This is a genomic window from Streptomyces alanosinicus (assembly GCF_014650595.1).
Classification (GTDB): Bacteria; Actinomycetota; Actinomycetes; order Streptomycetales; family Streptomycetaceae; genus Streptomyces; species Streptomyces alanosinicus.
Map to the genome: position 1 here is coordinate 46,904 of NZ_BMVG01000005.1, position 24,949 is coordinate 71,852.

General features: G+C 71.7%; 28 protein-coding genes. 13 read left to right on the plus strand and 15 right to left on the minus strand.

The genetic code is table 11. The annotated features are described in order from the left end of the window. Positions 1-104 precede the first annotated feature (104 nt). Positions 105-1,232: an 8-amino-7-oxononanoate synthase gene (locus IE277_RS13265; protein WP_189951904.1), complete on the plus strand. Its 1,128-nt coding sequence runs from the start codon at positions 105-107 to the stop codon at positions 1,230-1,232. Positions 1,233-1,320: 88 nt separating this feature from the next. On the opposite strand, the gene IE277_RS13270 is transcribed toward IE277_RS13265, so the two are convergent. Then, positions 1,321-1,542 (minus strand): DUF397 domain-containing protein, encoded by a 222-nt coding sequence (locus tag IE277_RS13270; protein ID WP_189951906.1) that lies wholly within the window; start codon positions 1,540-1,542, stop codon positions 1,321-1,323. Positions 1,543-1,551: 9 nt separating this feature from the next. Next, positions 1,552-2,412 carry a helix-turn-helix domain-containing protein gene (locus IE277_RS13275; protein WP_189951909.1) on the minus strand — a complete coding sequence of 287 codons (861 nt, stop codon included), beginning with the start codon at positions 2,410-2,412 and terminating at the stop codon, positions 1,552-1,554. Positions 2,413-2,625: 213 nt separating this feature from the next. On the opposite strand from IE277_RS13275, the gene IE277_RS13280 reads away from it, so the two are divergent. Continuing rightward, positions 2,626-3,063: an ATP-binding protein gene (locus tag IE277_RS13280; RefSeq protein WP_189951911.1), complete on the plus strand. Its 438-nt coding sequence runs from the start codon at positions 2,626-2,628 to the stop codon at positions 3,061-3,063. 13 nt (positions 3,064-3,076) lie between these two features. On the opposite strand, the gene IE277_RS13285 is transcribed toward IE277_RS13280, so the two are convergent. After that, the gene (locus IE277_RS13285; RefSeq protein ID WP_189951913.1) at positions 3,077-3,988 is read right to left on the minus strand and encodes a LysR family transcriptional regulator; all 912 of its coding nucleotides are present in this window, start codon (positions 3,986-3,988) and stop codon (positions 3,077-3,079) included. Between the two features lie 83 nt (positions 3,989-4,071). On the opposite strand from IE277_RS13285, the gene IE277_RS13290 reads away from it, so the two are divergent. Then, positions 4,072-4,698, plus strand: a complete 627-nt coding sequence (locus IE277_RS13290; RefSeq protein ID WP_189951915.1) for a LysE family translocator — start codon at positions 4,072-4,074, stop codon at positions 4,696-4,698. A gap of 7 nt (positions 4,699-4,705) precedes the next feature. Here IE277_RS13290 and IE277_RS13295 read toward each other — a convergent pair whose 3' ends face one another. The 3 genes from IE277_RS13295 to IE277_RS13305 all read right to left on the minus strand — a co-directional run bounded on the left by IE277_RS13295 (position 4,706) and on the right by IE277_RS13305 (position 6,719). Beyond that, positions 4,706-5,179, minus strand: coding sequence for a C40 family peptidase (locus tag IE277_RS13295; RefSeq protein ID WP_189951917.1), 474 nt, complete (start codon positions 5,177-5,179; stop codon positions 4,706-4,708). 576 nt (positions 5,180-5,755) lie between these two features. Further along, on the minus strand, positions 5,756-6,061 hold the full coding sequence (locus IE277_RS13300; protein WP_189951919.1) for a hypothetical protein: 306 nt from the start codon (positions 6,059-6,061) through the stop codon (positions 5,756-5,758). A gap of 7 nt (positions 6,062-6,068) precedes the next feature. Then, positions 6,069-6,719 (minus strand): ATP-dependent Clp protease proteolytic subunit, encoded by a 651-nt coding sequence (locus IE277_RS13305; RefSeq protein WP_189951920.1) that lies wholly within the window; start codon positions 6,717-6,719, stop codon positions 6,069-6,071. A gap of 86 nt (positions 6,720-6,805) precedes the next feature. Between IE277_RS13305 and IE277_RS13310 the strand changes: the two genes are divergently transcribed. From IE277_RS13310 to IE277_RS13345, 8 genes are all read left to right on the plus strand, one after another. Further along, positions 6,806-7,084: a type II toxin-antitoxin system Phd/YefM family antitoxin gene (locus tag IE277_RS13310; protein WP_189951923.1), complete on the plus strand. Its 279-nt coding sequence runs from the start codon at positions 6,806-6,808 to the stop codon at positions 7,082-7,084. 226 nt (positions 7,085-7,310) lie between these two features. Beyond that, positions 7,311-7,613, plus strand: coding sequence for an urease subunit gamma (locus tag IE277_RS13315; RefSeq protein WP_189951925.1), 303 nt, complete (start codon positions 7,311-7,313; stop codon positions 7,611-7,613). A gap of 11 nt (positions 7,614-7,624) precedes the next feature. Then, a complete protein-coding gene (locus IE277_RS13320; RefSeq protein ID WP_189951926.1) occupies positions 7,625-7,936 on the plus strand; it encodes an urease subunit beta in 312 nt (103 codons plus the stop codon). Next, a complete protein-coding gene (locus tag IE277_RS13325) occupies positions 7,929-9,650 on the plus strand; it encodes an urease subunit alpha (RefSeq protein ID WP_189951928.1) in 1,722 nt (573 codons plus the stop codon). Before IE277_RS13320 ends, IE277_RS13325 begins: the two co-directional genes overlap by 8 nt. A gap of 10 nt (positions 9,651-9,660) precedes the next feature. Continuing rightward, entirely contained in the window at positions 9,661-10,335 is a 675-nt protein-coding gene (locus IE277_RS13330; protein ID WP_189951930.1) for an urease accessory protein UreF, read from the plus strand. Between the two features lie 101 nt (positions 10,336-10,436). Further along, positions 10,437-11,114 (plus strand): urease accessory protein UreG, encoded by a 678-nt coding sequence (gene ureG / locus IE277_RS13335; RefSeq protein ID WP_189951932.1) that lies wholly within the window; start codon positions 10,437-10,439, stop codon positions 11,112-11,114. Continuing rightward, entirely contained in the window at positions 11,102-11,875 is a 774-nt protein-coding gene (locus IE277_RS13340) for an urease accessory protein UreD (protein ID WP_189951934.1), read from the plus strand. The genes ureG and IE277_RS13340 overlap by 13 nt, the downstream gene beginning before the upstream one ends. A 118-nt stretch (positions 11,876-11,993) precedes the next feature. Further along, on the plus strand, positions 11,994-13,589 hold the full coding sequence (locus tag IE277_RS13345; protein ID WP_229881334.1) for an alpha/beta hydrolase: 1,596 nt from the start codon (positions 11,994-11,996) through the stop codon (positions 13,587-13,589). Positions 13,590-13,662: 73 nt separating this feature from the next. Here IE277_RS13345 and IE277_RS13350 read toward each other — a convergent pair whose 3' ends face one another. Then, positions 13,663-14,388, minus strand: a complete 726-nt coding sequence (locus IE277_RS13350; RefSeq protein WP_189951938.1) for a lysophospholipid acyltransferase family protein — start codon at positions 14,386-14,388, stop codon at positions 13,663-13,665. A gap of 286 nt (positions 14,389-14,674) precedes the next feature. On the opposite strand from IE277_RS13350, the gene IE277_RS13355 reads away from it, so the two are divergent. Together IE277_RS13355 and IE277_RS13360 are read left to right on the plus strand one after the other, a co-directional pair. After that, positions 14,675-15,097, plus strand: a complete 423-nt coding sequence (locus tag IE277_RS13355) for a DUF6153 family protein (protein ID WP_229881349.1) — start codon at positions 14,675-14,677, stop codon at positions 15,095-15,097. A gap of 97 nt (positions 15,098-15,194) precedes the next feature. Then, positions 15,195-15,833: a DUF305 domain-containing protein gene (locus IE277_RS13360; RefSeq protein ID WP_189951940.1), complete on the plus strand. Its 639-nt coding sequence runs from the start codon at positions 15,195-15,197 to the stop codon at positions 15,831-15,833. Positions 15,834-15,888: 55 nt separating this feature from the next. Here the strand turns inward: IE277_RS13360 and IE277_RS13365 are convergent, their stop codons facing one another. The 8 genes from IE277_RS13365 to IE277_RS13400 all read right to left on the minus strand — a co-directional run bounded on the left by IE277_RS13365 (position 15,889) and on the right by IE277_RS13400 (position 24,928). Next, entirely contained in the window at positions 15,889-17,118 is a 1,230-nt protein-coding gene (locus IE277_RS13365; RefSeq protein ID WP_189951942.1) for a PP2C family protein-serine/threonine phosphatase, read from the minus strand. A gap of 88 nt (positions 17,119-17,206) precedes the next feature. After that, positions 17,207-19,657, minus strand: a complete 2,451-nt coding sequence (locus IE277_RS13370) for a SpoIIE family protein phosphatase (protein WP_189951944.1) — start codon at positions 19,655-19,657, stop codon at positions 17,207-17,209. Positions 19,658-19,804: 147 nt separating this feature from the next. Then, positions 19,805-21,025: an ornithine--oxo-acid transaminase gene (gene rocD, locus IE277_RS13375; protein WP_189951946.1), complete on the minus strand. Its 1,221-nt coding sequence runs from the start codon at positions 21,023-21,025 to the stop codon at positions 19,805-19,807. Then, positions 21,025-21,834 (minus strand): dimethylargininase, encoded by an 810-nt coding sequence (gene ddaH / locus IE277_RS13380; RefSeq protein ID WP_189951949.1) that lies wholly within the window; start codon positions 21,832-21,834, stop codon positions 21,025-21,027. Before ddaH ends, rocD begins: the two co-directional genes overlap by 1 nt. Before the next feature lie 153 nt (positions 21,835-21,987). Then, entirely contained in the window at positions 21,988-22,473 is a 486-nt protein-coding gene (locus tag IE277_RS13385) for an Lrp/AsnC family transcriptional regulator (protein ID WP_189951950.1), read from the minus strand. A gap of 76 nt (positions 22,474-22,549) precedes the next feature. Then, positions 22,550-22,738, minus strand: coding sequence for a hypothetical protein (locus IE277_RS13390; RefSeq protein WP_189951953.1), 189 nt, complete (start codon positions 22,736-22,738; stop codon positions 22,550-22,552). A 110-nt stretch (positions 22,739-22,848) separates the two neighbouring features. Continuing rightward, on the minus strand, positions 22,849-23,799 hold the full coding sequence (locus IE277_RS13395) for a cytochrome c oxidase assembly protein (protein ID WP_189951955.1): 951 nt from the start codon (positions 23,797-23,799) through the stop codon (positions 22,849-22,851). Positions 23,800-23,902: 103 nt separating this feature from the next. Then, positions 23,903-24,928 (minus strand): 6-phosphofructokinase, encoded by a 1,026-nt coding sequence (locus tag IE277_RS13400; RefSeq protein WP_189951956.1) that lies wholly within the window; start codon positions 24,926-24,928, stop codon positions 23,903-23,905. Between the last annotated feature and the right edge of the window lie 21 nt (positions 24,929-24,949).

The window sequence follows — 24,949 nt, forward strand, 5'->3', positions numbered from 1 at the left end:
GTTTGCACAACGGAGACGGTTCACCGTGTGGGTATTGCCACACCCTGGGCGGCTGGGCGTACCGCTAGTGTCTGTCCGCTACCTACAAATGCCCCGGAGGACCCATGGCGTTCGGCTGGATCGACGAGCAGACGGAGGCGCGCCGGCGCGCCGGACTCGTGCGCACCCTGCGCCCCCGCCCCGCCGCCTCGGCCCTGCTGGACATGGCGAGCAACGACTACCTCGGCCTCGCCCACCACCCCGAGGTCACCGAGGGGGCCGCCCGGGCCGCCCAGCTCTGGGGCGGCGGCGCCACCGGTTCCCGGCTGGTCACCGGCACCACCGAGCTGCACGGCGAACTGGAGCGCGAGCTGGCCGCCTTCTGCGGCTTCGAGTCCGCGCTGGTCTTCTCCTCCGGGTACGCCGCCAATCTGGCCGCCGTCACCGCGCTGGCCCCGCACGGCTCACTGATCGTCTCCGACGCCGGCAATCACGCCTCCCTCATCGACGGCTGCCGGCTCGCCCGCGGCGAGAGGCAGGTCGTGGGGCACGCCGACCCGGAGGCGGTGGGCAAGGCGCTGGCCGCGCACCAGGGACCGGCGATCGTCGTCTCCGACACCGTGTTCTCGGTCGACGGCGACCAGGCACCGCTGGCCGCGCTGGCCGAGGCATGCCGGGAGCACGGCGCGGGGCTGGTCGTGGACGACGCGCACGGGCTCGGCGTGCTGGGCGACGGCGGCCGGGGCGCGCCGCACGCGGCCGGACTGGCGGGCGCCGCGGATGTGGTGGTCACGGCCACTTTGTCCAAGTCGCTGGGCAGTCAGGGCGGAGTGGTGCTCGGCCCGGCGCGGGTGATCGACCATCTGGTCAACGCGGCCCGGACCTTCATCTTCGACACGGGCCTGGCCCCGGCGGCGGCCGGTGCCGCGCTCGCGGCACTGCGGCTGCTCGCCCGCGAACCGGAGCGCGCGGCGCGCGCCCGCGCGGTGGCCGCGGAACTGCACACACGGCTGACCGCCGCGGGCCTGGAAGCGGTGCGTCCGGACGCCGCGGTGGTCTCCGTGCGGGCTCCCTCCCCGGAGCAGGCGGTGCGCTGGGCGGCCGACTGCCGTACCGCGGGACTGGCCGTGGGCTGCTTCCGCCCTCCTTCCGTGCCCGACGGCATCTCACGGCTGCGGCTGACCGCCCGGGCGGACCTGTCCGGGGCGGAGATCGAACGCGCTGTACGGGTCATCTGCGAAAGGCGACCATGAGTCGGCGTGACACGGCCGTGCTGCGCTCACGAGCGTTGCTGGATGATCGGTTCTGATCGGCCGGTGTTCCGGCCGGAGCGCATGGCGGTCACAGGGCGGTGAGGAACCTCACCCAGCTCCGGCCGGAGAAGAGCACCGCGGGCCCGGCGGGGCTCTTGGAGTCGCGCACGGCGAGCAGTCCGGCCCAGGGGCCGGAGTGCGGCCGGGCCGTCTCCACGCAGTTGTTGGCTCCCGTGCTGTAGCTGCTGCGCAGCCAGCGCACGTCGTGCAGATCGGTACTGGCAGGGACGTTCCGAGGCAGTGCTGACATGGTGCCTCCTTACGCGCCGTCACCTATTCCGGCGATGTATTCCAACGAATCCTCGGGTGAGAGGGCGTGCCTGCGAAGGGTGTCGAAGGCCTCCGAGTAGGCCATGAGGTCTTCTTTCCGCTCCAGGTAGAGGCTACTCGTCAACTGGTCGAGAACAACCACGTCCAGATCAGAAGTGCTCGGAAATGAGAAGATAACGAAAGGTCCGGTGAGGCCGACATGCGCCCCGGCGCCGAACGGCAGCACCTGGAGCCGGACTTGGGGCAGCCGGGCCGCCTGCGTCAGCCGCTTCAGCTGACGGGCCATCACCTCGGAGCCCCCGATCTCGCGCCGCAGCACCGCCTCGTCCAGCACCGCGCTCAGCCTCAGCGGACGTTCGGCGCGCAGCACGTCCTGCCGGGCCAGCCGCACCTCGACCAGCGTGTCCAGACGCTCCTCGTCCACGTCCTTCACGGCCGCCCGGGTCACCGCCCGTGCGTACTCGGGCGTCTGCAGCAGGCCGGGCACCACCGTGGTCTCCAGGGTGCGCATCGCGCTCGCCTGCGACTCCAGGCTGATGAAGTCCCGGTAGGTGGGTGGCAGCACCCCGCGATAGGCATGCCACCAGCGGTTGCGTTCGCCCACGTCCTCGGAGCCCGCGAGCATCAGCAGCAGCTCGCGCAGCTGCCCGTCCCGCACCCCGTAGACGTCGAGCAGTAACCGCACGTCGCCTCGTTTGACACCGCTCGCACCCGTCTCGATGCGGCTCACCTTCGACTGATGCCAGCCCGCCAGCCGGGCCGCCTCACCGCTCGTGAGCCCAGCACCGGTACGCAGCGTGCGCAATTCGGCGCCCAGTTTGCGGCGCCGCACCGCCGGCCCGTTCTGCATGGGCTCCTCCTTACTCCTTCCGGGCCGCCCAAATACGGTCTCGCGTCGTAGAGTTCACCGCTTCGGGCGACAGATATATGCATATCCTGGTGGATCGCTCCCCGTGACCGCCCGGTGGTGGCAGGCTGACGAGCAAGCACCAGTCCGGGACCGTATCTCGAACCATCCGCTCCGTGTCGGACTGCGGGCCCGCGGGAAAGGGACGACGTCGCCATGGCAGACCATCTGGAAGCATCCGTCACTCTGCCGAGCGATCCCGCCTCGGTCTCCGCCGCCCGCTCCTATGTCGTGGGCACCCTCGCGGAGTGGGGCCTGCCGTCCGACACCGACGTGGCCGACACCGTCCGGCTCATCGTCTCCGAACTCGCCACGAACGCCGTACAGCACACCTTCGGGCAGTCACCCACCTTCACGGTCGACATCGCGTTGGACCGTGACGAACATCTGCGCATCGGCGTCACGGACAGTCATCCGCGCTTTCCGAAGAGACTGCCCGCCGCCGTCCAGCAGGACAATGGCCGCGGCATGGTCATCATCCGCTGGCTGACCGCCGAATGCGGCGGCAAACTCCGCGTCCGCCCCACCCGGGAGGGCGGCAAGACGGTCTCCATCGAACTGCCGTGGACGACTCCGGCGGAGCCGGTGCCGTAGACGATCGACGCCATCAGCGTCCCGCCCGGCCGAAGGCCCCCCGTAGCAGTGCCCGGAAGGCGTCCGCGGCCGGACCGGTCTCCTCCGCGCGGTAGGCCACCGAGATCGTCCGATGCAGACGGGCCTCCGCCAGAGGCCGTACCCCGACCGGTGTCGCCGCGGTACGAGCCACCATCTCCGGTACGACGGCCACACCGAGGCCGGCGCTGACGAGCGCGCACACCACGGCGTACCCGGGGGTCGGCACCAGCACCGCGGGGGTGGCGCCCGCGTCGGCGAGCAGTGCCTCCACCCCGCGTCGGGCCGGATGGTGCGGCGCCATGCTGATCAGCGGCTGTCCGGCCAACTCGGCGAGCGGCAGCCGGGACGGGGTGCTGCTCAGCGCGTGCCCCGGCGCGGTCACCAGCACCAGCTCCTCCACCAGGACCGGTTCCAGACGCACCGACGACGGCACCGGGGCGGGCTCGGCCGGGTGATAGGTGTGGGTCAGCGCCAGGTCCACCTCGCCGGCCGCCACCGCCGTGACTCCGGCCGGCGGGTCGTAGTCCGCCACCGACAGCGACACATCCGGGTGGGCCCGGCGGAACGCGCTCAGCGCCGGCGGCAGCAGATGCACCCCGGCGGTCGGGAAGGTGCCGAGCCGCAGTGCGCCGCCGGTCAGTCCGGTCAGCCGGGCCAGCTCGTGCCGCGCCTGCTCCAGTTCGTCGAGCACGCGCCGGGCCCGCGCCACCAGCACCTCGCCCGCCTCGGTCAGCCGGGCCCCGCGATGATGGCGCACCGGCAGCGCCGTGCCGGCCTCCCGCTCCAGCTTGGCCAGCTGCTGGGAGAGGGCGGGCGGGGTGTAGCCGAGCCGGTCGGCGGCCCGGGTGATCGAGCCGGCCTCCGCCACCGCCACGAGCGCCGCCAGCCGCGTGGGGTCGTACATCCCCCCAGCCTAAAGCAGCGCTTAAGGTGCTCCCAGCTGATTCGAAATACCTGGTGAAGGCTGCGGTCGGGCACGCTGGCCGTATGGACGCACAGCTCATCGCCTTCACCGCCTTCACCGCCATCGCCGCAGGCCTGGTCGCCATGCCGGGCGCGGACTTCGCCGTGGTCGTGCGCAACGCGCTCGTCTCCCGCCGGGCCGGTGCCGTCTGCGGGCTCGGTATCGCGGGCGGACTGCTGGTGCACGCCAGGCTCGCGGTGGTCGGCGTCGCCGCTGTGCTGGTCGCCGTCCCCGCCCTGTTCCGGGCATTGCAGCTGGTGGGCGGCGCCTATGTGCTCTACCTCGGGGTGCGCACCCTCGGCTCCCTGCGGCGGCTCGCCCAGGGCGGCGAGGAGCCGGGGGCCGAGGCCGCGCATCCGCTGCGGCAGGGTTTCGCCACCAATGTCCTCAACCCCAAGGCCTCGCTGACCTTCCTCAGCCTGCTGCCGCAGTTTGTGCCGGCCGGGCAGCACGCGCTGCCCAGGACGATGCTGCTCGCGCTGATTGTCTTCACGCTGGCGCTGGTGTGGTTCCAGGTCGTCGCTCTGCTCGTGGACCGGCTGGGCCGGTGGCTGTGCCGGCCCCGGGCCGCCCGTGGGCTCCAGGCGGGCACCGGGGTGGTGCTGACGGTGCTGGGAGCGGCCCTGTTGCTGGAGCCGCTCCTGGCCTGACGACGGGTCAGTTGACCCGGCCGTACCAGACGCTGCTGGTCCAGATCTTCTGGAGCCTGACCACGTCCCCGGTCCTCGGCGCGTGCCAGATCTTCCCTTGGCCGGCGTAGATACCGACGTGGTAGACGCTGGAACCCGAGTGGAAGAACACCAGGTCACCGGCCCTACGGCTGCCGGCCGAGATGTGGCGCGTCTTGTTGTACTGCTGGGCGGCGGTGCGCGGCAGGGTCTTGCCCGCCTTCTTGAACGAGTAGAGCGTCAGCCCCGAGCAGTCGAACCTGCGCGGCCCGGTGGCGCCCCATGCGTACGGCGCCCCCTTCTTGGAGGCCGCGACCTGCAGTGCTTTTGTCGCGAGCGTCGCGGCCGAGGCATCGGTGGCGAGACCAGGGACCGCGATCGAGCCGCCCACGGCGGCGAGGGTGAGAGCCGAGGCCGTACCGGCCCGGGCCATGAGCGACGGGACACGATTGAGCGCAGTCATGCGCAACCCTTCGTCAGCCGCCTGTGAAGGATGACCTGTCGGATTCGGGCTGGCGAAGTTGCCCGGCCGCGTTGCCACGGCTTCACCCCAAGGGCTGCTCGGAACCTCCGGCCGTCTGCAAGGCACAGACGAACGTCCGCTCCGGCGACCCGTCTTGCTTGGGTCCTCCACTCCTGCCGATCCACTCCTGTCGACCGGTCATCCGGGTGGCGGCAGGACTCGGCGTCCGCCCGGACCGCCCCGCCGCGGTGGCGGGGGCTTGTCGTCAGACAGGGATCTTCACCTACAGAGGTCTGAAAATCCCAACGGAATCGGGGATTTGTGGCGTTACTCACCACTCATCCGTTCGGGTGGACAGCGATGTGTTCGAGGCGCCGTCAGTTCCCTGTCGTAGCCCCCGACCTGGGGCGGAGTGATCTGTTCCGCATCAGAGATCAACGCGATGCGCAAGTCGGAAGGTCTGGAAAACGGCCTGGATGTACACCGGTCGGCGGTACGCCGTTCGGGCCGTTTCGCGTCCGGTCCGAACGGCGTCCGTCGACGTTCCGGCCCCGTCCGTCTGGTCGGGTGTCCGGATCAGCGGACGCCGTCGGGCGGGAGCGCGACGCGCGCGGTACGACGTTCACCGTCCAGCACCCGCAACGCCCGTGCCAGCGTGTCCCCGTGCAGCTCCGACTCGCCCCGCCGGTGCATCGATGCGAGGGCGTCACGCAGCTCCGCGGCCTTGCGCACCAGGGCCTGGGCCGCGCGCAGCGCGCGATAGGTGTCCTCGCCGTGCGCGGGATTGACGCGACCCAGCAGGTCGGCCGCCTCCAGATAACGGTCGATCAGTTCCCCTTCGGCCCGGGTCAGCGCGGGCAGCGGCGGCAGGTCCGGCAGCATCGGCGGCTCACCTCGCCTCCGGTGCGCCGGGCGTGCTCCGCCGGCCGGGCACGATGCCGTCCACCAGGCCGTAGTCCACCGCCGCGGAGGCGTCCAGGACCAGGTCCCGAGCCAGGTCGCGGTGTACCCGCTCCGCCGTGCGCCCCGTGTGCCGTACGAGCATCTCCTCGGTCAGCGCACGGGTGCGGTCCAATTCCCCGGCCTGGACGAGCAGATCGCTGGGCCGGCCCCGCACCGGCTCGGGGAGCCGGGGCTGCGCGATCACCATGCGTGCGCCGGGCAGGGTGAACCGCTTGCCCGGGGTGCCGGCCGCGAGCAGCAGCGCGGCCTGGGACGCGGCCTGGCCCAGGCAGTAGGTCACCACGTCGCAACCGACGTAGCGCATCGTGTCGTAGACGGCCGTCAGCGCGCTGAACGTACCGCCGGGGGAGTTCACGTACAGCGTGATGTCCCGGTCCGGGGCCGCGTGTTCGAGGTACATGAACTGCGCCATCACGTCGTTCGCGGCCGCGTCGTCGAGCGCGGTCCCGAGGAAGACGATCCGGTCCTCGAAGAGCTTGCCGTAGGGGTCGAGCGTGCGCGCGCCGCCGCTGGTGCGCTCGGTGAACTCGGGCAGGACATGACGGGCGAAAGCTCGGGACGCGAAAGCTCGGGACATGGGACACCCCTTCTCATCGCACGGCCTCCGATGGGCTCGGCTTCTGTAAAAAATGTACAGGACGTACGTGACGTTAGAATGGGGGCATGGCCTACGAGATTCCGGTGACGCAAGCCAGGGCTGAGCTTGCCGACCTGATCAACCGGGTGGTGTACGGCGGTGAGCGCGTCGTTGTGACCCGGCATGGAAAGCCCCTGGTCGCCCTCGTCTCGGCGGACGATCTGGCGCGCCTGGACGCGCTCGACGAGCCGGCCGGGGAACAGGTCATCGGCTCGGTCTCGGTGGTGCGCGAGGCCGGTTCCGCCGGGCGCGAACAGCAGCGGTTCGGGATCGCCGCCGAGCATCACGGTCCCGGCGCGTCCTGATCCGCGCGCCGGTATCGCGCATCCCGTAGCGCGGTCATTGCCGCATCAAAGGCTGGTTTAACGTCGTTGAAACTCCGGCGAACTAACCTGCCCGTCCACGCCATCAGGGGCTTTTCCGCCTGGATTGAGGACAATCCAGGGATTTGTCTGTGTGTTACACCTACCCCGTCGTGATGGCAGCGGCAACCGGACCCCGCACGGTCCGGAGCAAGGACTGAGGTGGGACGTGCAACTGACCCCGCACGAGCAAGAGAGGCTGCTCATCCATGTGGCGGCCGACGTCGCCGAGAAGCGCCGGGCCCGCGGGCTGAGGCTCAATCACCCCGAAGCGGTCGCCCTCATCACGTCGCACATCCTCGAAGGAGCCCGTGACGGCCACACGGTCGCCGAGCTGATGTCCTCCGGCCGCAAGCTCCTGACCAGGGAGGACGTCATGGACGGGGTCTCGGAGATGATCCACGACGTCCAGGTGGAGGCCACCTTCCCGGACGGCACCAAGCTCGTCACCGTCCACGAGCCGATCATCTGAGGGGCGCCGCGATGATTCCCGGAGAGATCCTGTTCGCGGAGGATCCCGTCAAGCTCAACGACGGTCGCGAGGTCACCCGTCTGACGGTCCTCAACGCCGCCGACCGGCCGGTCCAGGTCGGCTCCCACTACCACTTCGCCGAGGCCAACCCCGGCCTGGAGTTCGACCGGGCCGCCGCCCGCGGCAAGCGGCTGAACGTCGCCGCCGGCACCGCCGTGCGCTTCGAGCCCGGCATCCCCGTCGACATCGAACTCGTGCCTCTCGCCGGCGCCCGGATCGTGCCGGGCCTGCGGGGGGAGACCGGAGGTGCCCTCGATGCGTGAGATCGCCCGCGGCGTCTACGCCGACCTGTTCGGACCCACCACCGGGGACCGTATCCGGCTCGCCGACACCGACCTGCTGATCGAGATCGAGGAGGACCGCTCCGGCGGCCCCGGCGCGTCCGGCGACGAGGCGGTCTTCGGCGGCGGCAAGGTCATCCGCGAGTCCATGGGCCAGTCCCGGGCCACCCGCGCCGACGGCACCCCCGACACAGTGATCACCGGTGTCGTCGTCATCGACCACTGGGGTGTCGTCAAGGCCGACGTCGGCATCCGCGACGGCCGGATCGCCGCGCTCGGCAAGGCCGGCAACCCCGACACCATGGACGGCGTCCACCCCGCCCTGGTCATCGGTCCCGAGACCGAGGTCATCGCGGGCAACGGGCGGATCCTCACCGCCGGCGCCATCGACGCGCACGTCCACTTCATCTGCCCGCAGATCGCCGACGAGGCGCTGGCCTCCGGCATCACCACCCTGGTCGGCGGCGGCACCGGCCCCGCCGAGGGCTCCAAGGCCACCACCGTCACGCCCGGCCCCTGGCATCTTGCCCGGATGTTCGAGGCGATGGAGGCCTACCCGGTCAACGTCGGCTTCCTCGGCAAGGGCAACACCGTCTCCCACGAGGCGATGCTCTCCCAGATCCGGGGCGGCGCGGCCGGCCTGAAGCTGCACGAGGACTGGGGCACCACCCCGGCCGCCATCGACGCCGCGCTCACCGTCGCCGACCGCACCGGCATCCAGGTCGCCATCCACACGGACACCCTGAACGAGGCCGGATTCGTCGGCGACACCCTCGCCGCGATCGCGGGCCGGGGCATCCACTCGTACCACACCGAAGGCGCCGGCGGCGGGCACGCTCCGGACATCATGACCGTGGTCTCGCAGCCCAATGTGCTGCCCAGCTCCACCAATCCGACCAGGCCGTTCACCGTCAACACCGCCGAGGAACACCTCGACATGCTGATGGTGTGTCACCACCTCAACCCCACGGTCCCGGAGGACCTGGCGTTCGCCGAGTCCCGGATCCGCCCCTCCACCATCGGAGCGGAGGACATCCTCCATGACCTCGGCGCGATCTCGATCATCTCCTCCGACTCCCAGGCCATGGGCCGCGTCGGCGAGGTGATCCTGCGTACCTGGCAGACGGCCCACGTCATGAAGCGGCGCAGGGGAGCCCTGCCCGGCGACGGACGGGCCGACAACCACCGGGTACGGCGCTATGTCGCCAAGTACACGATCAACCCGGCCCTCGCCCAGGGCCTCGCCGCCGAGATCGGCTCCGTCGAGACCGGCAAGCTCGCCGACCTGGTGCTGTGGGAGCCGGCGTTCTTCGGCGTCAAGCCGCTCCTGGTGCTCAAGGGCGGGCAGATCGCGTATGCGCAGATGGGCGACGCCAACGCCTCCATCCCCACCCCGCAGCCGATCCTGCCCCGCCCGATGTACGGCGCGATCGGCCGCGCTCCGGCCGCCAACTCGGTCAACTTCACGGCCCAGCCGGCGATCGAGGACGGGCTGCCGGACCGGCTCGGGCTCGGCAAGCGGTTCGTGGCGATCGAGTCCACGCGCGGCGTCACCAAGGCCGACATGCGGGAGAACGACGCCCGCCCCGACGTCCGGATCGACCCCGACAGCTTCGCCGTGCACATCGACGGCGAACTGGTCGAGGCCGCACCGGCCGCCGAACTGCCCATGGCCCAGCGTTACTTCCTCTTCTGACGGGATCGTGATGGCACGGGCAGCACTTCTCGTCCTGGCCGACGGCCGCTTCCCCGCCGGAGGGCATGCGCACTCCGGCGGGGCGGAGGCCGCCGTCAAGGCGGGACGCATCACTTCTGCGGCGAGCCTGGAGGACTTCTGCCGGGGCCGGCTGCACACCGCCGGGCTGGTCGCGGGAGCGCTGGCGGCCGCCGCCGTACTCGGCGTGGACCCGGCGGAACTGGACGCGGCGGCGGACGCCCGAACACCCTCGCCCGCGCTGCGGGCCGCCGCGCGCCGTCTCGGCCGACAGCTGCTGCGGGCGGCGCGGGCCGGCTGGCCGTCCCCCGAACTCGACGCGCTGGCACGGGAGTTCCCCAAGGGCGCCCATCAGCCGGTCGTGCTCGGGCTGGCCGCGCGGGCGGCCGGACTGGGCCCGGACGACGCGGCGTACTGCGCGGCGTACGAGAGCGTGAGCGGGCCGGCGACGGCCACGGTACGACTGCTGAGCCTGGACCCCTTCGACGCGACCGGTGCACTGGCGCGGCTGGCGCCGGAGCTGGATCGCGTCGCGGACCGGGCCGTCGAGGCGGCGCGCAGGGCTGCCGCCGAGGGGACCGACGCGCTGCCCGCCGCTTCCGGGCCCCTGCTGGAGGTCGGTGCGCAGTGGCACGCGGCATGGCCGGTACGCCTGTTCGCGTCATAACGATGCGCCCACCCACCCGTCACCCACCCGATGCGCCCGGCTGAACGGCCGTCCCGGCGCAACCTCCCTCGTACACGTAACCCGGCCTCCAGGAGCCGTCCATGCACCTCGACCACACCCACTCCGGCCCCGCCGCCGTCAGCGCCGACGCGCACCGGCCCGACGGAACCCGCCGCGCCCTGCGCATCGGCCTCGGCGGGCCCGTCGGCTCCGGGAAGACCGCGACCGTCGCCGCGCTCTGCCGGGCCCTGCGCGACGAGCTGTCGCTCGCCGTCGTCACCAACGACATCTACACCCGTGAGGACGCCGAGTTCCTGCTCCGGGAGGCCGTGCTGCCGCCCGAGCGCATCACCGCCGTCGAGACGGGCGCCTGCCCGCACACCGCGATCCGCGACGACATCTCCGCCAACCTCGAAGCCGTCGAGGACCTGGAGGAGGCGGTCGGTCCCCTGGATCTGATCCTCGTCGAGTCCGGCGGCGACAACCTCACCGCGACCTTCTCCAAGGGCCTTGTGGACGCACAGATCTTCGTGATCGACGTGGCCGGCGGCGACGACATCCCGCGCAAGGGCGGGCCCGGCGTCACCACGGCCGACCTGCTCGTCGTCAACAAGACCGACCTCGCGCCGTACGTCGGCTCCGACCTCGCCCGGATGGCCGCGGACGCCAAGGCCCAGCGGGCCGAACTCCCGGTGGTCTTCCAGTCGTTGCGCGCCGACGGGGGCGTCGCCGAGGTGGCCCGCTGGGTGCGCGAGCGGCTCGCCGCATGGACGGCGTGACCGCCACGGGGGTCCGGGCGGACGCCCGGATCGTCGCCCGCGCCGACGGCCGGGGCGGCACCGCGCTGCCCGTGCTGGACTCCGACGGCCCGCTGGCCCTGCGCCGCACCCGGGCCGACGGCGCCCGGGCGAAGGTCATGCTGGTCGGCGCGATGAGCGGCCCGCTCGGCGGCGACCGCTTCTCGCTCACGGCGAGCGTGGCCGAGGGCGCCCGGCTGCACATCGGCTCGGCCGCCGCCACCCTCGCACTGCCGGGCCAGACCAAGGACGAGGCCCGCTACGACGTACGGCTCGACGTGGCCGACGGCGCCGAACTGCACTGGCTGCCCGAGCAGTTGATCTCGGCCCGGGGCAGTGACCTGAAGGTCACCACGCGAGCCGAACTGGCCGCCGGCGCCCGGCTCGTGCTGCGCGAGGAGCAGGTGCTCGGGCGGGCCGGAGAGGAACCCGGGCGGCTCACCAGCCGGCTGACCGTGCGGGTCGCGGGCCGGACGGTGCTGGACCAGGAGCTGGCCTCCGGCCCCGGCGCACCGGGCGGCTGGGACGGCCCGGCGGTACTGGCAGGACATCGTGCGGTGGGCCAACTCGTCGTGGTGCGGCCCGAGTTCGCGGAACATCCGGTCGAGGCGCGGCCGCTGGGGGAGTGCGCCGCACTGATACCGCTGGCCGGCCCCGCCGTTCTGGTCAGCGCGGTCGCCCCGGACGCCCTGCGGCTGCGCAGGCTCCTGGACGAAGCGATCGCCCCGTTCAACGGGACATGATCATCCGGTTATCGGATTGGTAAAGATGGGTGGCTACCCCTGTTCTCAGGTGGTTCACAGCCGAGAGGATCCCCGCCTGACCACTCGCAGCGATCCTGATGTAGGGGGAGGGGCCCACTTGAGGGAGAACAGACCGAAGAGCCGCCTGTTGGCGCTCGGTTCGGCCGGAGCGCTCGTCACCGCCACGCTCGTCGCCGGTGCCGTCTCGGCACCCGCGGCCAGCGCCGCCGGCCGGCCCGGCCCGGACCGGGAGGCGAAGGGGGCCGCGATCGCCGCCGCCCGCGCCGCCAAGGCCGGCATCGACTGGCAGGACTGCCCGGCCGACTGGGGGCTGGCCAAGCCCATCCAGTGCGGCTGGGTCAGCGTGCCCGTCGACTACGCCCACCCGTACGGCAAGCAGATCAAGCTCGCCGTCGACCGCATCGGCAACACGGGCACCGCACAGGAGCGTCAGGGCTCCCTCGTCTACAACCCGGGCGGCCCCGGCGGTTCCGGGATGCGTTTCCCGACCCGGGTCGTCAACAAGAACCCCGTCTGGGCGAACGTCGCCAAGGCCTACGACTTCGTCGGCTTCGACCCGCGCGGCGTCGGCCACTCCGCCCCCATCTCCTGCGTCGACCCGCAGGAGTTCGTCAAGGCGCCGAAGATGGACCCGGTGCCGGACACCACGGCGGACAAGACCGCCCAGCGCAAGCTGGCCCGCGAGTACGCCGAGGGCTGTGCCGAGCGCAGCGGCGCGATGCTGCCGTACATGACCACGCCCAACACCGCCCGTGACCTGGACGTCATCCGCGCGGCCCTGGGCGAGCGGAAGCTGAACTACCTCGGCGTCTCCTACGGAACCTACCTCGGCGCCGTCTACGGCACCCTGTTCCCGGGCCATCTGCGCCGGATGATCGTCGACAGCGTGGTCAACCCCGCGCGCGAGAACATCTGGTACCAGGCCAACCTCAACCAGGACATCGCCTTCGAGGGACGCTGGAAGGACTGGGAGGACTGGGTCGCCGCGAACGACGCCGCCTTCCACCTCGGCACCACCCGCGACGCGGTCCAGGCCAAGTGGCTCCAGCTGCGCGCCACCGCCAAGAAGAACCCCATCGGCGGGACCGTCGGCCCGGCCGAGCTGACCTCCTACTTCCAGAGCGCGCCGTACTACGACTCCTCGTGGGTGCCCATCGCCACGGTGTTCAGCAAGTACGTCGCCGGTGACACCAAGGCACTGGTCGACGCGGCCGCCCCCGACATGTCGAACACCGCGGGCAACATCACCGCGGAGAACGGCAACGCGGTGTACACGGCCGTCGAGTGCGCCGACGCCAAGTGGCCCACCAGCTGGCAGAAGTGGGACCGGGACAACACCCGCCTCAACCAGAAGTACCCGTTCATGACCTGGGCCAACGCCTGGATGAACCTGCCCTGCGCCACCTGGCCGGCCAAGCAGCACACCCCGGTCCACGTCACGACCCACGAGGGTCTGCCGCAGGTGCTGATCGTGCAGTCCACCCGGGACGCCGCCACCCCGTACGAGGGCGCCGTCGAACTGCACAAGCGTTTCCAGGGCTCCCGTCTGATCACCGAGAAGGACGCGGGATCCCACGGTGTGACCGGTCTGGTCAACCCCTGCATCAACCAGCGCGTCGACGCCTATCTGCTCGACGGCAAGCTGGACGGTGCGGACGTGACCTGCGGACCGCACGCCACGCCCAAGCCCTGACCGGGCCCATGCGGTGACGAGGGGCGGCCGGACTCTCCGGCCGCCCCTCGCTCATGCCGCGCGGTGCCCGTGGTCAGCCGAGTGGTGCCCGCGGGAACCTGCGCTGTTTCGCGCCCTTCTGCGCGGTCTGGCGTTCCTTGACGACGGCCGCGTACTCGTCGACGTACTCCTGCTCGGACAGGGCCAGGATCGCGTACATGATCTCGTCGGTGACGGCCCGCAGGATCGCCTTCTGCTCCTCCATGCCCGCGTAGCGGGAGAAGTCCAGGGGCTTGCCGAAGCGGATGGTGACGGGGTGGATGTTCGGGACGACCTTCCCGGGCGGCTGGGCCTCGAACGTGCCGATCATCGCGCACGGCACGACCGGCACCCCGGCCTTCAGCGCCATCACTGCGACGCCGACCTTGCCCTTGTAGAGCCTGCCGTCGTGCGAACGGGTGCCCTCCGGATAGATACCGAGCAGCTCGCCCCTGTGCAGAACCCTGAGGCCCTCCCGGATGGCGGCCTGCCCCGCGTCCTTGCCCGAGCGGTCCACCGGGATCTGTCCGGCACTGCGGAAGAAGAACGCGGTGGACCGGCCCTTCAGCCCCGGGCCGGTGAAGTACTCGGCCTTCGCGAGGAACGTGATCCGCCGTCTGAGGATGGCCGGCATCAGGAAGTGGTCGGAGAACGACAGATGGTTGCCGGCGACGATCGCGGGTCCGGATGCCGGCACGTTCTCCAGCCCCTCGATCCGGGGCCGGAAGACCAGTCTCAGGAGGGGGCCCAGCAGCACGTACTTGAGCAGGTAATAGAACACGGCTCGCCCCTCACATCGTCCAGGCCACGCCGGTGTGTGCCTGTCGTCATCTGTAACCGGAACAGGCCATGCTCATGCCGTTTCTGTCGAACCCCGCGCTGTCATGGCCGGTAACGGCCGGGCAAGGAAGGCGCGTTGGGCGCTCGCCCCGGGCCGCCGGGGCCGAGCCGGGGCGGGAGCCGGGACTGGGAACAGGGGGGCCACGGAGAGCCGTTTACCCCGGTCGGGGGAACGGCGGGGCGAGCCGTGCGGGGTCGGTGGCCGGTACGCCCGTACGATGAGATGGATGTACCGCACCGGACCGCGCTCCCCGAGCAGCCCGCCCCGGCGGCGGCAGCGCGGGGTGCTCGTGCTGGCGCTGCTGCTGGGGCTGCTGGGCATGCATGCGCTCGGGCCCGGCGGTGGCACGGGGCATGCGGAGCACGGCAGTCCGGCGCAGCACACCGCGATGCCCGGCGTCGCCTCTGTCGCCGCCGCCGGACCGGACGACTGTCCGGACGTCGGCGGTCACTGCGGCGGCCGGCTGCATCACGCCGACCCCACCTGCGCCTCGGGCGCGGTGAACGGCGGCCCGCAGCTGCCGGCTCTGGTCCCCGGCCCCGTGGCCGTACCTGCGCAGGACCCCTGTCCGCGCTCCCGGGTGGCCACCGGCCCGGACGGCGCACGCGCCCCGCCCTCGCTGGCCGAACTCCAACTCCTGCGGATCTAGGAGGCCCCGCCGGCCGCACCGCCCGCCCCTTCACGGCGGAGCCCGCGGTCGCGCTCAGGCATGCCCCACATCCCCTGAGAACCACAGGAGTCCCCGCATGACCATCCGTACCTCGACGCGCCGTACCCGCACGCGCCGTGCCGCCCTGGCCGCGGTCGCCGTGACCGCCGCCCTCGCCCTCGCCGCCTGCGGCGGCAGCGGTGACGGCGGCGACCATGCCGCGCACGGCGCCTCCGCCTCCGCGAGCGCGTCGGCCGCCCGCACCCACAACGCCCAGGACGTCGCCTTCGCGCAGGGCATGATCCCGCACCACCAGCAGGCCCTGGAGATGGCGCGCCTCGCCGCCGGCCGGGCCTCCTCGGCGCGGGTGAAGGACCTCGCCACCCGCATCGAGAAGGCCCAGGACCCCGAGATCCGCACCATGACCGGCTGGCTCACGTCCTGGGGCGAGCAGGTGCCCATGGCCGGCATGGACCACTCCGGCCACTCCGGCATGCCTGGCATGCCCGGGATGATGACCGACGCCGACATGACCGCGCTGAAGAAGGCCAAGGGCACGGACTTCGACACGAAGTTCCTGTCCATGATGGTCGAGCACCACCAGGGCGCCGTCGAGATGGCCGGCACCGAGAAGAGCAAGGGCTCCTACGGCCCTGCCAAGACTCTGGCCGACGCCATCGTCACCGCGCAGAACGCCGAGATCAAGGAGATGAAGAAGCTCCTCGGCGCGAACTGACGCGGGACGGGGCGGCGGCCCGTGCCCCCGGCTCCGGCCGCCGCCCCACCGCGGCTCACAGCCGCACGACGACCAGCGCCGTGTCGTCGGTCGCACCCCCGGGAGGCAGCAGTTCCAGCAGGACGGCGTCCGCGAGCCTGTCGGGGTCGTCGTCGCGATGCCGGTCCAGGGACGAGGCGAGGCGGGCCAGCCCGGTGTCGATGTCCTCGCCGCGGCGCTCGACCAGACCGTCGGTGTAGAGGACGAGGGTGGCGCCATCGGTGTAGGCCGTACGGGCCTCGGGCCGCGGTACCGGGTCGGGGCGGGCGTCGAGCGGCGGGTCGGTGGCCCGGTCGAGGAACTCCACACGGCCGTCGGGGTGAACGAGGACGGGCGGCGGATGACCGGCGCTGCTGTAGGCGATCGTGCGGTCGTCGAAGTCGATGAAGGTCGTGACGGCGGTGGCGGATTCCGCGCCGTCGACGACATGCGCGTACCGCCCCAGCACGTTCAGCGCCTCGGCCGGTCCCGAGGCCACCCGGCAGGCGGCGCTCAGCGCACTGCGCAGCTGGCCCATGACGCAGGCCGCCTCCAGACCGTGCCCGACCACGTCCCCCACGGCCACGCCGATGCGGTGGCCGCCCACCAGGTCGACGACGTCGTACCAGTCCCCGCACACGTTCAGCGCGCCGACCGCGGGCCGGTAGCGTACCGCCGCGTGATGGTCGCCGACCTGCCGGCGGGCGGGCAGCATCGCCTTCTGCAGGGCGAGGGCCACCTCGCGCTCGCGGGCGTGGGCCTGGCGCAGCCGTTCGTTGAGTTCCTGCAGTTCGCGGGCGCGTGTGTACAGCTCGGCCTCCAGGACGCGGGCCCGGCCACCGGCGGGGCCGCCGCGGGCCCGGATCAGTTCGGTGACCTCCTCCACCCGGTGCACCAGCAGGACCACCTTCCCGTCCGCATCGCACACGGGCGCGTTGACCGGGCTCCAGTAGCGCTCCGCCCACTCCCCGGGCCGCTCGGGATCCTCCACGTCGTACCGCTGCAGGGCCATGGCATCGCGCTCGCCGGTGGCCACGACCCGCGCCAGCGAGGCGGCCAGATTCCGCATGCCCGAGGCGCCCGAGTCGTTCGGGTTGTCCGGGAAGACGTCGAAGAGATAGCGCCCCACCACCTGCTCGCGGGTGCGCCCGGCCACCCGCAGGAACTCCGCGTTGGCGTCCACGTAGGTCAACTCGGGCGTCAGCAGCGCCACCATGCCCGGCAGCGCCTGGAACACCCGCGCGTAGTCGACGGCCGTGTCGTTCATGGCTACCGCCTATCCACCGGAGTCGTGCCCATCCACCGGAGTCATGCCATTTTCCCACGTCACGCGACGTATGCGCGGGCCGCGAAGGTCAGTCAGGCGGGTCGTCCAGAGACTGCTCGGCCCAGATGACCTTTCCTTCGGGCACGAAGCGGGTGCCCCATCGCTGGGCGAACTGGGAGACCAGCAGCAGTCCGCGGCCGCCCTCGTCCATGGCGCGCGGATGGCGCAGATGCGGCGCGGTGGCGCCGCCGTCGGAGACCTCGCAGATCAGCGCCCGGTCCCTGATCAGCCGGAGCCGGATGGGGGCCTCCGCGTGCCGGATGGCGTTGGTGACCAGCTCGCTCACGACCAGTTCGGTGGTGAACGCCAGCTCCGCGAGGCCCCACTCGGCCAGCTGGCGGGTGGCCTCCTTGCGGGCGTCGGCGACCACGGCCGGGTCGGCGGCCAGATCCCAGTCGGCGACCCGGCCCTCGCCGAGCAGCCGGGTCCGGGCCATCAGCAGGGCCACGTCGTCGTGCGGGCGGGCCGGGACCAGGGTGTCGATCACGGACCGGCAGCGCAGGTCGAGGGAGGGAGCGGGCCGCTCCAGCGCGCGGCGCAGCCGGTCGCGGTCCGCCTCTGCGGTCCCGTCCTGCCCGTGGGCCAGCAGCCCGTCGGTGTGCAGGGCGAGCGTGCTGCCCTCGGCCAGGACCAGCTCGACCGCCTCGAAGGGCGGACCGCCCGCCCCGAGCGGCGGCCCCTGTGGCAGGTCGACGAAGCCGACCACGCCGTCGGGCAGGACCACGGCGGGCGCGGGATGCCCCGCGGCGGCCATCGTGCACCGCCCGTCGACCGGGTCGTAGACGACATACACACACCCGGCGCCCAGCGCCCGGGCGTCGGCGGCCTCCGGGACCTCGGGCGCGCCCTCCTCGTCGGACATCCGCGCCACCAGGTCGTCGAGGTGCGCGAGGATCTCCTCGGGCGGCAGATCGAGCGCCGCGAGGGTGCGTACGGCGGTGCGCAGCCGCCCCATGGCCGCGGCGGCGTCGATCCCGTGCCCCGGCACCTCGCCCACGACCAGGGCCACCCGCGCCCCGGACAGCGGGATGAGGTCGTACCAGTCGCCGCCGAGGCCGGTCAGCTCGTCGGCCGGCCGGTAGCAGGCGGCCACCTCCACCGCGTCCTGCTCGGGCAGCCGGTGCGGCAGCAGGCTGCGCTGCAGGACCAGGGCCGCGTCCCGCTCGCGGGTGTAGCGACGGGCGTTGTCCACGCAGACCGCCGCCCGCGACACCAGGTCCTCGGCGAGACTCAGGTCGTCCTCGTCGAACGGCTCCTGCCGGCCGCGCCGGAAGAAGGAGGTGACGCCCATCGTGACGCCCCGCGCCCGGATGGGCACGATCATCACGCTCCGCAGCCCCAGCTCCAGAAAGGTTTCCGCGCGGCCGTCCGGGATGCCCGCGGCCCACTCCTCGGCCGGCGGGTCGAGCCGCTCCTCGCGCCAGGACCGGCCCGTGGTCAGACAGCGGATCGGGGGCGATCCGGCCAGATAGGTGACCACCTCGCCGATGGCGACGACGGCCTCCGGGACCCCGGGATTCACCGACTGGTGCCCCGCCCGCCGCAGCGGCACATGATCGGTGTCGTCCGGCGGCTCCGGCTCGGCGCCGCGCAGCACGGACTCCAGCAGGTCCACGCCGACGAAGTCCGCGAAACCCGTCACGGCCACATCGGCCAGTTCCTGCGCGGTCCGCCGGATGTCCAGGGTGCGCCCGATCTGCTCCCCGGCCCGGTCGAGCAGGGCCAGCCGCTGCCGGGCGCGGTGCCGCTCGGTGACATCGACGACGGTGTAGTACACGCCCATCGCGTGCCCCTGGGCGTCGTCGAGGCGGGTGAACGACATCATGTGCGCCGTCTCCCGGTGCGGCGCGGACCGGATCTGGCCCACATGCTCGTACCCGACCACCGGCCGGCCGGTCTCCAGCACGCGCCGCATCTGATGCTCGATGTCCGCGGAGTCGATGCCGGGCTGGATCTCCGCCAGCCGACGCCCGAGCCGCTCCTCCGGGGAGCCGCCGCCGTACCGCTCCAGGGCCTCGTTCGACCATACGCACCGCAGATCGGTGTCCACGATCGCTATGCCGACGGGGGAGTCGGTCACCATCTGCTCCAGCACCGCACGGCTCATGTCCCAGCCGCGCGCCCCGGACGTCTCGGAGAGCAGAACCAGCCACTGTGGTGCCCCGGCGGGTTCCACCGCAGGAGTGATCCGCACCATCAACCGGACGAGCCGCCCGTCCCCCCGCCGCGCGGTCAGCAGCCCCGCCCAGCCGCCGTCCCGAAGGCACCGCCGGGCCAGCTCGGGTACCCGGGCGGCGTCCTCGGCGGACAGCAGGCGGGCCGCCCCGGTGCCCACCACCGCGGCGGCCGGGTACGCCAGCAGCCGCTGTGCGTCGGGCGTCCAGCCCGTCACCGTGCCCTGTGCGTCGAGCAGCAGGGGCGCGGCGTCCGCCACGTCGAACCGCTGCCGGGCAACGTCCTGCTTCTCGTGAGTGCCCACGGTCGACCTCTCTATAGCTGAGAGTGGTCTACCCTCTCTTGGCTGAATCGTCACCCTTCGGCCATCGGCTGGGGCCGTACGAACGGGCGGGGAGCGGCCGCCCGCCGCTCCCCGCCCGCCGTCGTCGGTCCGGCAGCTTCACCGAGGTCAGGACCCCAGCACCCGTTCCAGCGCCACCAGCGCGGAGCGCAGTTCCTCGGCCGTGACGGTCAGCGGGGGTGCCAGCCGGATCGTGGACCCGTGGGTGTCCTTCACCAGGATCCCCTCCCGCATCAGCCGCTCACTGATCTCACGGCCGGAGCCGATCGCCGGGTCGATGTCGACGCCCGCCCACAGGCCGCGCGCCCGGAAACCGAGGACGCCCTTGCCGACCAGCTCCTGCAGCCCGTCGCGCAGGATCACGCCCAGCTCGGCGGCCCGCTGCTGGAACGCGCCGGTCTCCAGCAGCTCCACCACGGCCGTGCCGACGGCCGCGGCGAGCGGATTGCCGCCGAACGTCGAGCCGTGCTCGCCCGGGTGCAGCACCCCGAGCACCTCGCGCCGCGCCACGACGGCCGACACCGGGACGATGCCGCCGCCGAGCGCCTTGCCGAGCAGCAGCACGTCCGGTACGACGGCCTCGTGCTCGACGGCGAGGGTGCGGCCGGTGCGGCCGAGGCCCGACTGGATCTCGTCGGCGATGAACAGACAGCCCTTGCGGCGGGTCAGCTCCCGCACCCCGGCGAGATAGCCGTCCTTCGGGATGATCACGCCGGCCTCGCCCTGGACGGGCTCGATCAGCACGGCCGCCGTGGTCTCGTCGACGGCCTCCTCCAGCGCGGCCAGGTCGTCGTACGGCACGACGCGGAAGCCGGGCGTGAAGGGGCCGAAGCCCGAGCGGGCGGTCTCGTCCGTGGAGAAGCTGACGATCGTCGTCGTACGGCCGTGGAAGTTCTCCGCGGCGACCACGATCGTCGCCCGGTCGGCGGGCACGCCCTTCACGTCGTACGCCCACTTGCGGGCCACCTTGATGCCGCTCTCCACCGCCTCGGCGCCGGTGTTCATCGGCAGCACCATGTCCAGGCCGGTCAGCGCCGAGAGCCGCTCGGCGAACTCGGCGAGGCGGTCGTTGTGGAAGGCGCGGGAGGTCAGGGTGAGCCGGTCGAGCTGGCGGTGCGCGGCCTCGATCAGCGCCGGGTGCCGGTGGCCGAAGTTCAGGGCCGAGTACCCGGCGAGCATGTCCAGATAGCGGCGGCCGTCGACGTCCTCCACCCAGGTGCCCTCGGCTCGGGCGACGACCACGGGCAGGGGGTGGTAGTTGTGTGCGAGGACCGGCTCCTCCGCCTTGATCAGCTCGTCGGACGTACGGACGGGTGCGGGTGCGGTCATCAGCGGATCTCCTGGGTGCAGCACTTGATGCCGCCGCCGGCCTTGTGGAACTCGGACAGGTCGACGGGGACGGGGACATAACCGTGGCCGGCGAGGTTCTCGGCCAGCGCCTCGGCCTGCGGCGCGATGAAGACGTTGCGGCCGTCGCAGACGGAGTTCAGACCGAAGGCCATCGCGTCCTCGCGGGTGGCGAGCACCGCGTCCGGGTACAGCCGGCGCAGCACCTCCCGGCTGCCCGCCGAGAACGCCTCCGGGTAGTAGCAGATGTTGTCGTCGTCGAGGACGAACAGCGCCGTGTCCAGGTGGTAGAAGTACGGATCCACCAGGGTCAGGCCGATCACCGGATGGCCGAGGAACTCCTGGGCCTCCCGGTGCGCCTCGCGGGTGGTGCGGAACCCGGTGCCGGCGAGCACGTACCGGCCCGTCCACACCAGGTCGCCCTCGCCCTCGGTCACCGCCTCGGGGCGGTACACGTCGTAGCCGGCCCCCTTGAACCAGGTGTCGTAGTGCAGCGACTCCGGGCGCCGCTCGGGGGCGTGGAACAGCGAGCCGAAGACCCGGCCGCCGACCACGAACGCGGCGTTGGCGGCGAAGACCATGTCGGGCAGGCCCGGGACCGGCTCGACCGACTCGACCGTGTGCCCATGGGTGCGGTAGGCGCGGATCAGCGTCTGCCACTGCCCCCGGGCGAGGTCGACGTCGACGGGCCGGTCGGGCTGCATCCATGGATTGATCGCGTACTGCACGGCGAAATGTCTGGGTTCACAGACGAGAAAGCGCCGAGGGCGCTGTACACGGGTTTCGGACACAGAGGGTTTCCTCCGCTTTGCTGTGTGTCACAGGGGGTGAGCACAACGGTAGAAAGGGAGGGGGACGCTCGACAAGAAAAGATAGCTGCGTAGATGTGCAGCATCGCTGCGTTCTTCAGTGGGAAAACGCACTGTTCCTGCGCATGCTCCGCGTCACTCGGGGGCCACGTGGGTCGCGCCGGCTTCGGGGCTTTCCGGGAGGAGGTGCGAGAGCACCATCACGCTGATCGTCTTCCGGATGAACGGCTCGGTGCGGATGCGCTCCAGCACCTCCTCGAAGTGGTCCACGTCCCGCGCCCGCACATGCAGCAGCGCGTCCGCGCCGCCGGTGACCGTCATGGCCGCCGTGATCTCGGGATGGTTCCGGACGACCTCCGCCAGCCGCCGGGGCGGGGCCGCGCCCTCGCAGTACACCTCGACGTACGCCTCCGTGCGCCAGCCGAGCGCCGAGGGCCGCACCGTCGCCGTGAACCCCGTGATCACCCCGGTCTCCCGCAGCCGGTCCACCCGCCGCTTGACCGCCGTCGCGGACAGTCCGATGTCCGCGCCGATCTCGGCGAAGCTGGTCCGCGCGTTCGCCATCAGCGCGGTGATGATCTTGCGGTCGAGATCGTCGAAGGACGTGGCCCTGCTGTTCATGCGGGCACTGTAATGCGGGCACTGAAATCAGCCACGCCCGCGCCGCGGCCTAGGGTCGGGGTCCGCCGGACAGGCCCTAGGACCGGGTGACGATCATGGCGAGGGTCAGCAGGCCGAGCACGACCCAGCCGAACCACAGCCAGCCGTTGCCGCCGAGCGCGACCGTATAGGCGGTCACGACGACGAGTCCGCCGACCGTGAGCGCCCCCATCGCCTTGGTGGAGCCGTTCGTCGAGCCGTTCGTACCGTTCGTGGAACCGGGCATCGCGACACCCTCCTCATGGTCCGTCCACGACCATGGTGCCCCGGATCCCACCCGGAGGGGACGACTCCGCCCAGGGGCGGGGTCCAGGGGCAGCCTCTGGCCCTCGCGCTCTAACCCTCGCGGGTGTTCAGTGAGGCGAGGTAGGCGTTGTACGCCTCCAGCTCCTTGTCGCCGTCGCGGTCGGCGGCGCGGTCCTTGCGCTTGGCCTGGCGCTGCTCGGAGCCGTACCACTGGAAGAGCAGTGCGATCAGCACCAGGACGGACGGGATCTCGCTGAAGGCCCAGGCGATCCCGCCGGCCGCGTTCTGGTCGGAGAGCGCGTCGATGCCGAGCGAGGCCGGCGGGTGCCGGAAGGTGTTCACCATCGGCGTCGACGCCATCATCAAGGCGATACCGAAGAACGCGTGGAACGGCATGCCCGCGAACAGCTCCAGCATCCGCATCAGATACCCCGGCCGGTGCGGACCCGGATCGATACCGATGATCGGCCAGAAGAACACCACGCCGACCGCGAGGAAGTGCACCATCATCGCGATGTGCCCGGCCCTGGAGCCCATCAGGGTGTCGAACAGCGGGGTGAAGTACAGCGCGTACAGGCTCGCGATGAACAGCGGGATCGTGAACGCCGGGTGGGTGATGATCCGCATGTAGCGGCTGTGCAGCAGCGCCAGCAGCAGCTCGCGCGGCCCCTTGCGCCCCCGGCCCGCCGTCGGCAGTGCCCGCAGCGCCAGGGTGACCGGGGCGCCGAGCAGGATCAGGATCGGCGACAGCATGCTGATGATCATGTGCTGCACCATGTGCACGCTGAACATCACCATGCCGTAGTCGTTCAGCTTGGTGCACATCACCAGCGCGATGGTCAGCACACCGATGACGTACGAGACCGTACGGCTGACCGGCCAGGTGTCCCCGCGCCGCCGCAGCCGCAGCACGCCCCAGCCGTACAGGCCGAGCCCGAGCAGGCAGGCGACGAGGAAGAACGGGTCGGTGGACCACTCCAGCCCCCGTGCCAGCGTGAACGGCGGCAGATCCATCATCATGCCGTGCCCGCTGTGATCCATCCGGCGGCTCCTGTTTCGTGGGGGTTGTGCGAGTTGTCCGCCCCCCAGAGTAGAACCGCCCCCGGTCACGACCGTGACCGGGGGCGGGTTGTTCTCGGGTGAACTACAGGACGCACTCCGCCTCGTCGTAGCGCTCCACCGGAACGGTCTTCAGCGTCTCGACCGCCTCGGCGAGCGGCACCATGGCGATGTCCGTCCCGCGCAGCGCCGTCATCATCCCGAACTCGCCCCGGTGCGCGGCCTCCACCGCGTGCCAGCCGAACCGCGTGGCGAGCACCCGGTCGTACGCCGTCGGTGTGCCGCCCCGCTGCACATGGCCGAGGATCACCGGCCGCGCCTCCTTGCCGAGCCGGTGCTCCAGCTCGATGGACAGCTGCCGGGCGATGCCGGCGAAGCGCTCGTGGCCGTAGATGTCCTTGCCGCCCTCGTCGAAGTCCATGGTGCCGGACTTCGGCTTGGCGCCCTCCGCCGCGACCACGATCGCGAAGCGCTTGCCGGCCGCGAACCGCTCGCCGACCTTCGTCGTCAGCTCCTCGATGTCGAAGGGCCGTTCCGGGACGACGATGGCGTGGGCGCCGGCCGCCATGCCCGAGTGCAGCGCGATCCAGCCGGTGTGGCGGCCCATGACCTCCACGATCAGCACGCGCTGGTGCGACTCTGCGGTCGTCTTCAGCCGGTCCAGGGCCTCCGTCGCCACGGTGACGGCCGTGTCGAAGCCGAAGGTGACGTCCGTGACAGCGATGTCGTTGTCGATGGTCTTGGGCACGCCCACGATCGGCAGCCCATTGTCCGACAGCAGCCGGGCCGCCTTCAGCGTGCCCTCACCGCCGATCGGGATGATCGCGTCCAGGCCGAGTTCCGCGACATGGCCCCTGGCCCGCTCGACACCGTCCCGCAGATGCTCCGGGCGGACCCGGGAGGAGCCGAGGATGGTGCCGCCGAGCGCCAGGATGCCGCCCACGGCATCGAGGTCGAGCTTGAGATAGTCGCACTCCAGGAGACCCTTCCAGCCGTCCCGGAAACCGATGACCTCGTCGCCGTGGTCGGCGACGGCACGGTGTACGACGGACCGGATGACCGCGTTCAGGCCGGGGCAGTCGCCGCCGGACGTGAGGACACCAATGCGCATAGCCCGAAATACCTTCTCAAC

What these genes read in the sequence shown, in the direction of transcription:
- IE277_RS13265 (WP_189951904.1), top strand. Translation starts at nt 105, where the DNA reads ATGGCGTTCGGCTGGATCGACGAGCAGACGGAGGCGCGCCGGCGCGCC.
- IE277_RS13270 (WP_189951906.1), bottom strand. Translation starts at nt 1,542, where the DNA reads ATGTCAGCACTGCCTCGGAACGTCCCTGCCAGTACCGATCTGCACGAC.
- IE277_RS13275 (WP_189951909.1), bottom strand. Translation starts at nt 2,412, where the DNA reads ATGCAGAACGGGCCGGCGGTGCGGCGCCGCAAACTGGGCGCCGAATTG.
- IE277_RS13280 (WP_189951911.1), top strand. Translation starts at nt 2,626, where the DNA reads ATGGCAGACCATCTGGAAGCATCCGTCACTCTGCCGAGCGATCCCGCC.
- IE277_RS13285 (WP_189951913.1), bottom strand. Translation starts at nt 3,988, where the DNA reads ATGTACGACCCCACGCGGCTGGCGGCGCTCGTGGCGGTGGCGGAGGCC.
- IE277_RS13290 (WP_189951915.1), top strand. Translation starts at nt 4,072, where the DNA reads ATGGACGCACAGCTCATCGCCTTCACCGCCTTCACCGCCATCGCCGCA.
- IE277_RS13295 (WP_189951917.1), bottom strand. Translation starts at nt 5,179, where the DNA reads ATGACTGCGCTCAATCGTGTCCCGTCGCTCATGGCCCGGGCCGGTACG.
- IE277_RS13300 (WP_189951919.1), bottom strand. Translation starts at nt 6,061, where the DNA reads ATGCTGCCGGACCTGCCGCCGCTGCCCGCGCTGACCCGGGCCGAAGGG.
- IE277_RS13305 (WP_189951920.1), bottom strand. Translation starts at nt 6,719, where the DNA reads ATGTCCCGAGCTTTCGCGTCCCGAGCTTTCGCCCGTCATGTCCTGCCC.
- IE277_RS13310 (WP_189951923.1), top strand. Translation starts at nt 6,806, where the DNA reads ATGGCCTACGAGATTCCGGTGACGCAAGCCAGGGCTGAGCTTGCCGAC.
- IE277_RS13320 (WP_189951926.1), top strand. Translation starts at nt 7,625, where the DNA reads ATGATTCCCGGAGAGATCCTGTTCGCGGAGGATCCCGTCAAGCTCAAC.
- IE277_RS13325 (WP_189951928.1), top strand. Translation starts at nt 7,929, where the DNA reads ATGCGTGAGATCGCCCGCGGCGTCTACGCCGACCTGTTCGGACCCACC.
- IE277_RS13330 (WP_189951930.1), top strand. Translation starts at nt 9,661, where the DNA reads ATGGCACGGGCAGCACTTCTCGTCCTGGCCGACGGCCGCTTCCCCGCC.
- ureG (WP_189951932.1), top strand. Translation starts at nt 10,437, where the DNA reads ATGCACCTCGACCACACCCACTCCGGCCCCGCCGCCGTCAGCGCCGAC.
- IE277_RS13340 (WP_189951934.1), top strand. Translation starts at nt 11,102, where the DNA reads ATGGACGGCGTGACCGCCACGGGGGTCCGGGCGGACGCCCGGATCGTC.
- IE277_RS13355 (WP_229881349.1), top strand. Translation starts at nt 14,675, where the DNA reads ATGTACCGCACCGGACCGCGCTCCCCGAGCAGCCCGCCCCGGCGGCGG.
- IE277_RS13360 (WP_189951940.1), top strand. Translation starts at nt 15,195, where the DNA reads ATGACCATCCGTACCTCGACGCGCCGTACCCGCACGCGCCGTGCCGCC.
- IE277_RS13365 (WP_189951942.1), bottom strand. Translation starts at nt 17,118, where the DNA reads ATGAACGACACGGCCGTCGACTACGCGCGGGTGTTCCAGGCGCTGCCG.
- rocD (WP_189951946.1), bottom strand. Translation starts at nt 21,025, where the DNA reads ATGACCGCACCCGCACCCGTCCGTACGTCCGACGAGCTGATCAAGGCG.
- IE277_RS13385 (WP_189951950.1), bottom strand. Translation starts at nt 22,473, where the DNA reads ATGAACAGCAGGGCCACGTCCTTCGACGATCTCGACCGCAAGATCATC.
- IE277_RS13390 (WP_189951953.1), bottom strand. Translation starts at nt 22,738, where the DNA reads ATGCCCGGTTCCACGAACGGTACGAACGGCTCGACGAACGGCTCCACC.
- IE277_RS13395 (WP_189951955.1), bottom strand. Translation starts at nt 23,799, where the DNA reads ATGGATCACAGCGGGCACGGCATGATGATGGATCTGCCGCCGTTCACG.
- IE277_RS13400 (WP_189951956.1), bottom strand. Translation starts at nt 24,928, where the DNA reads ATGCGCATTGGTGTCCTCACGTCCGGCGGCGACTGCCCCGGCCTGAAC.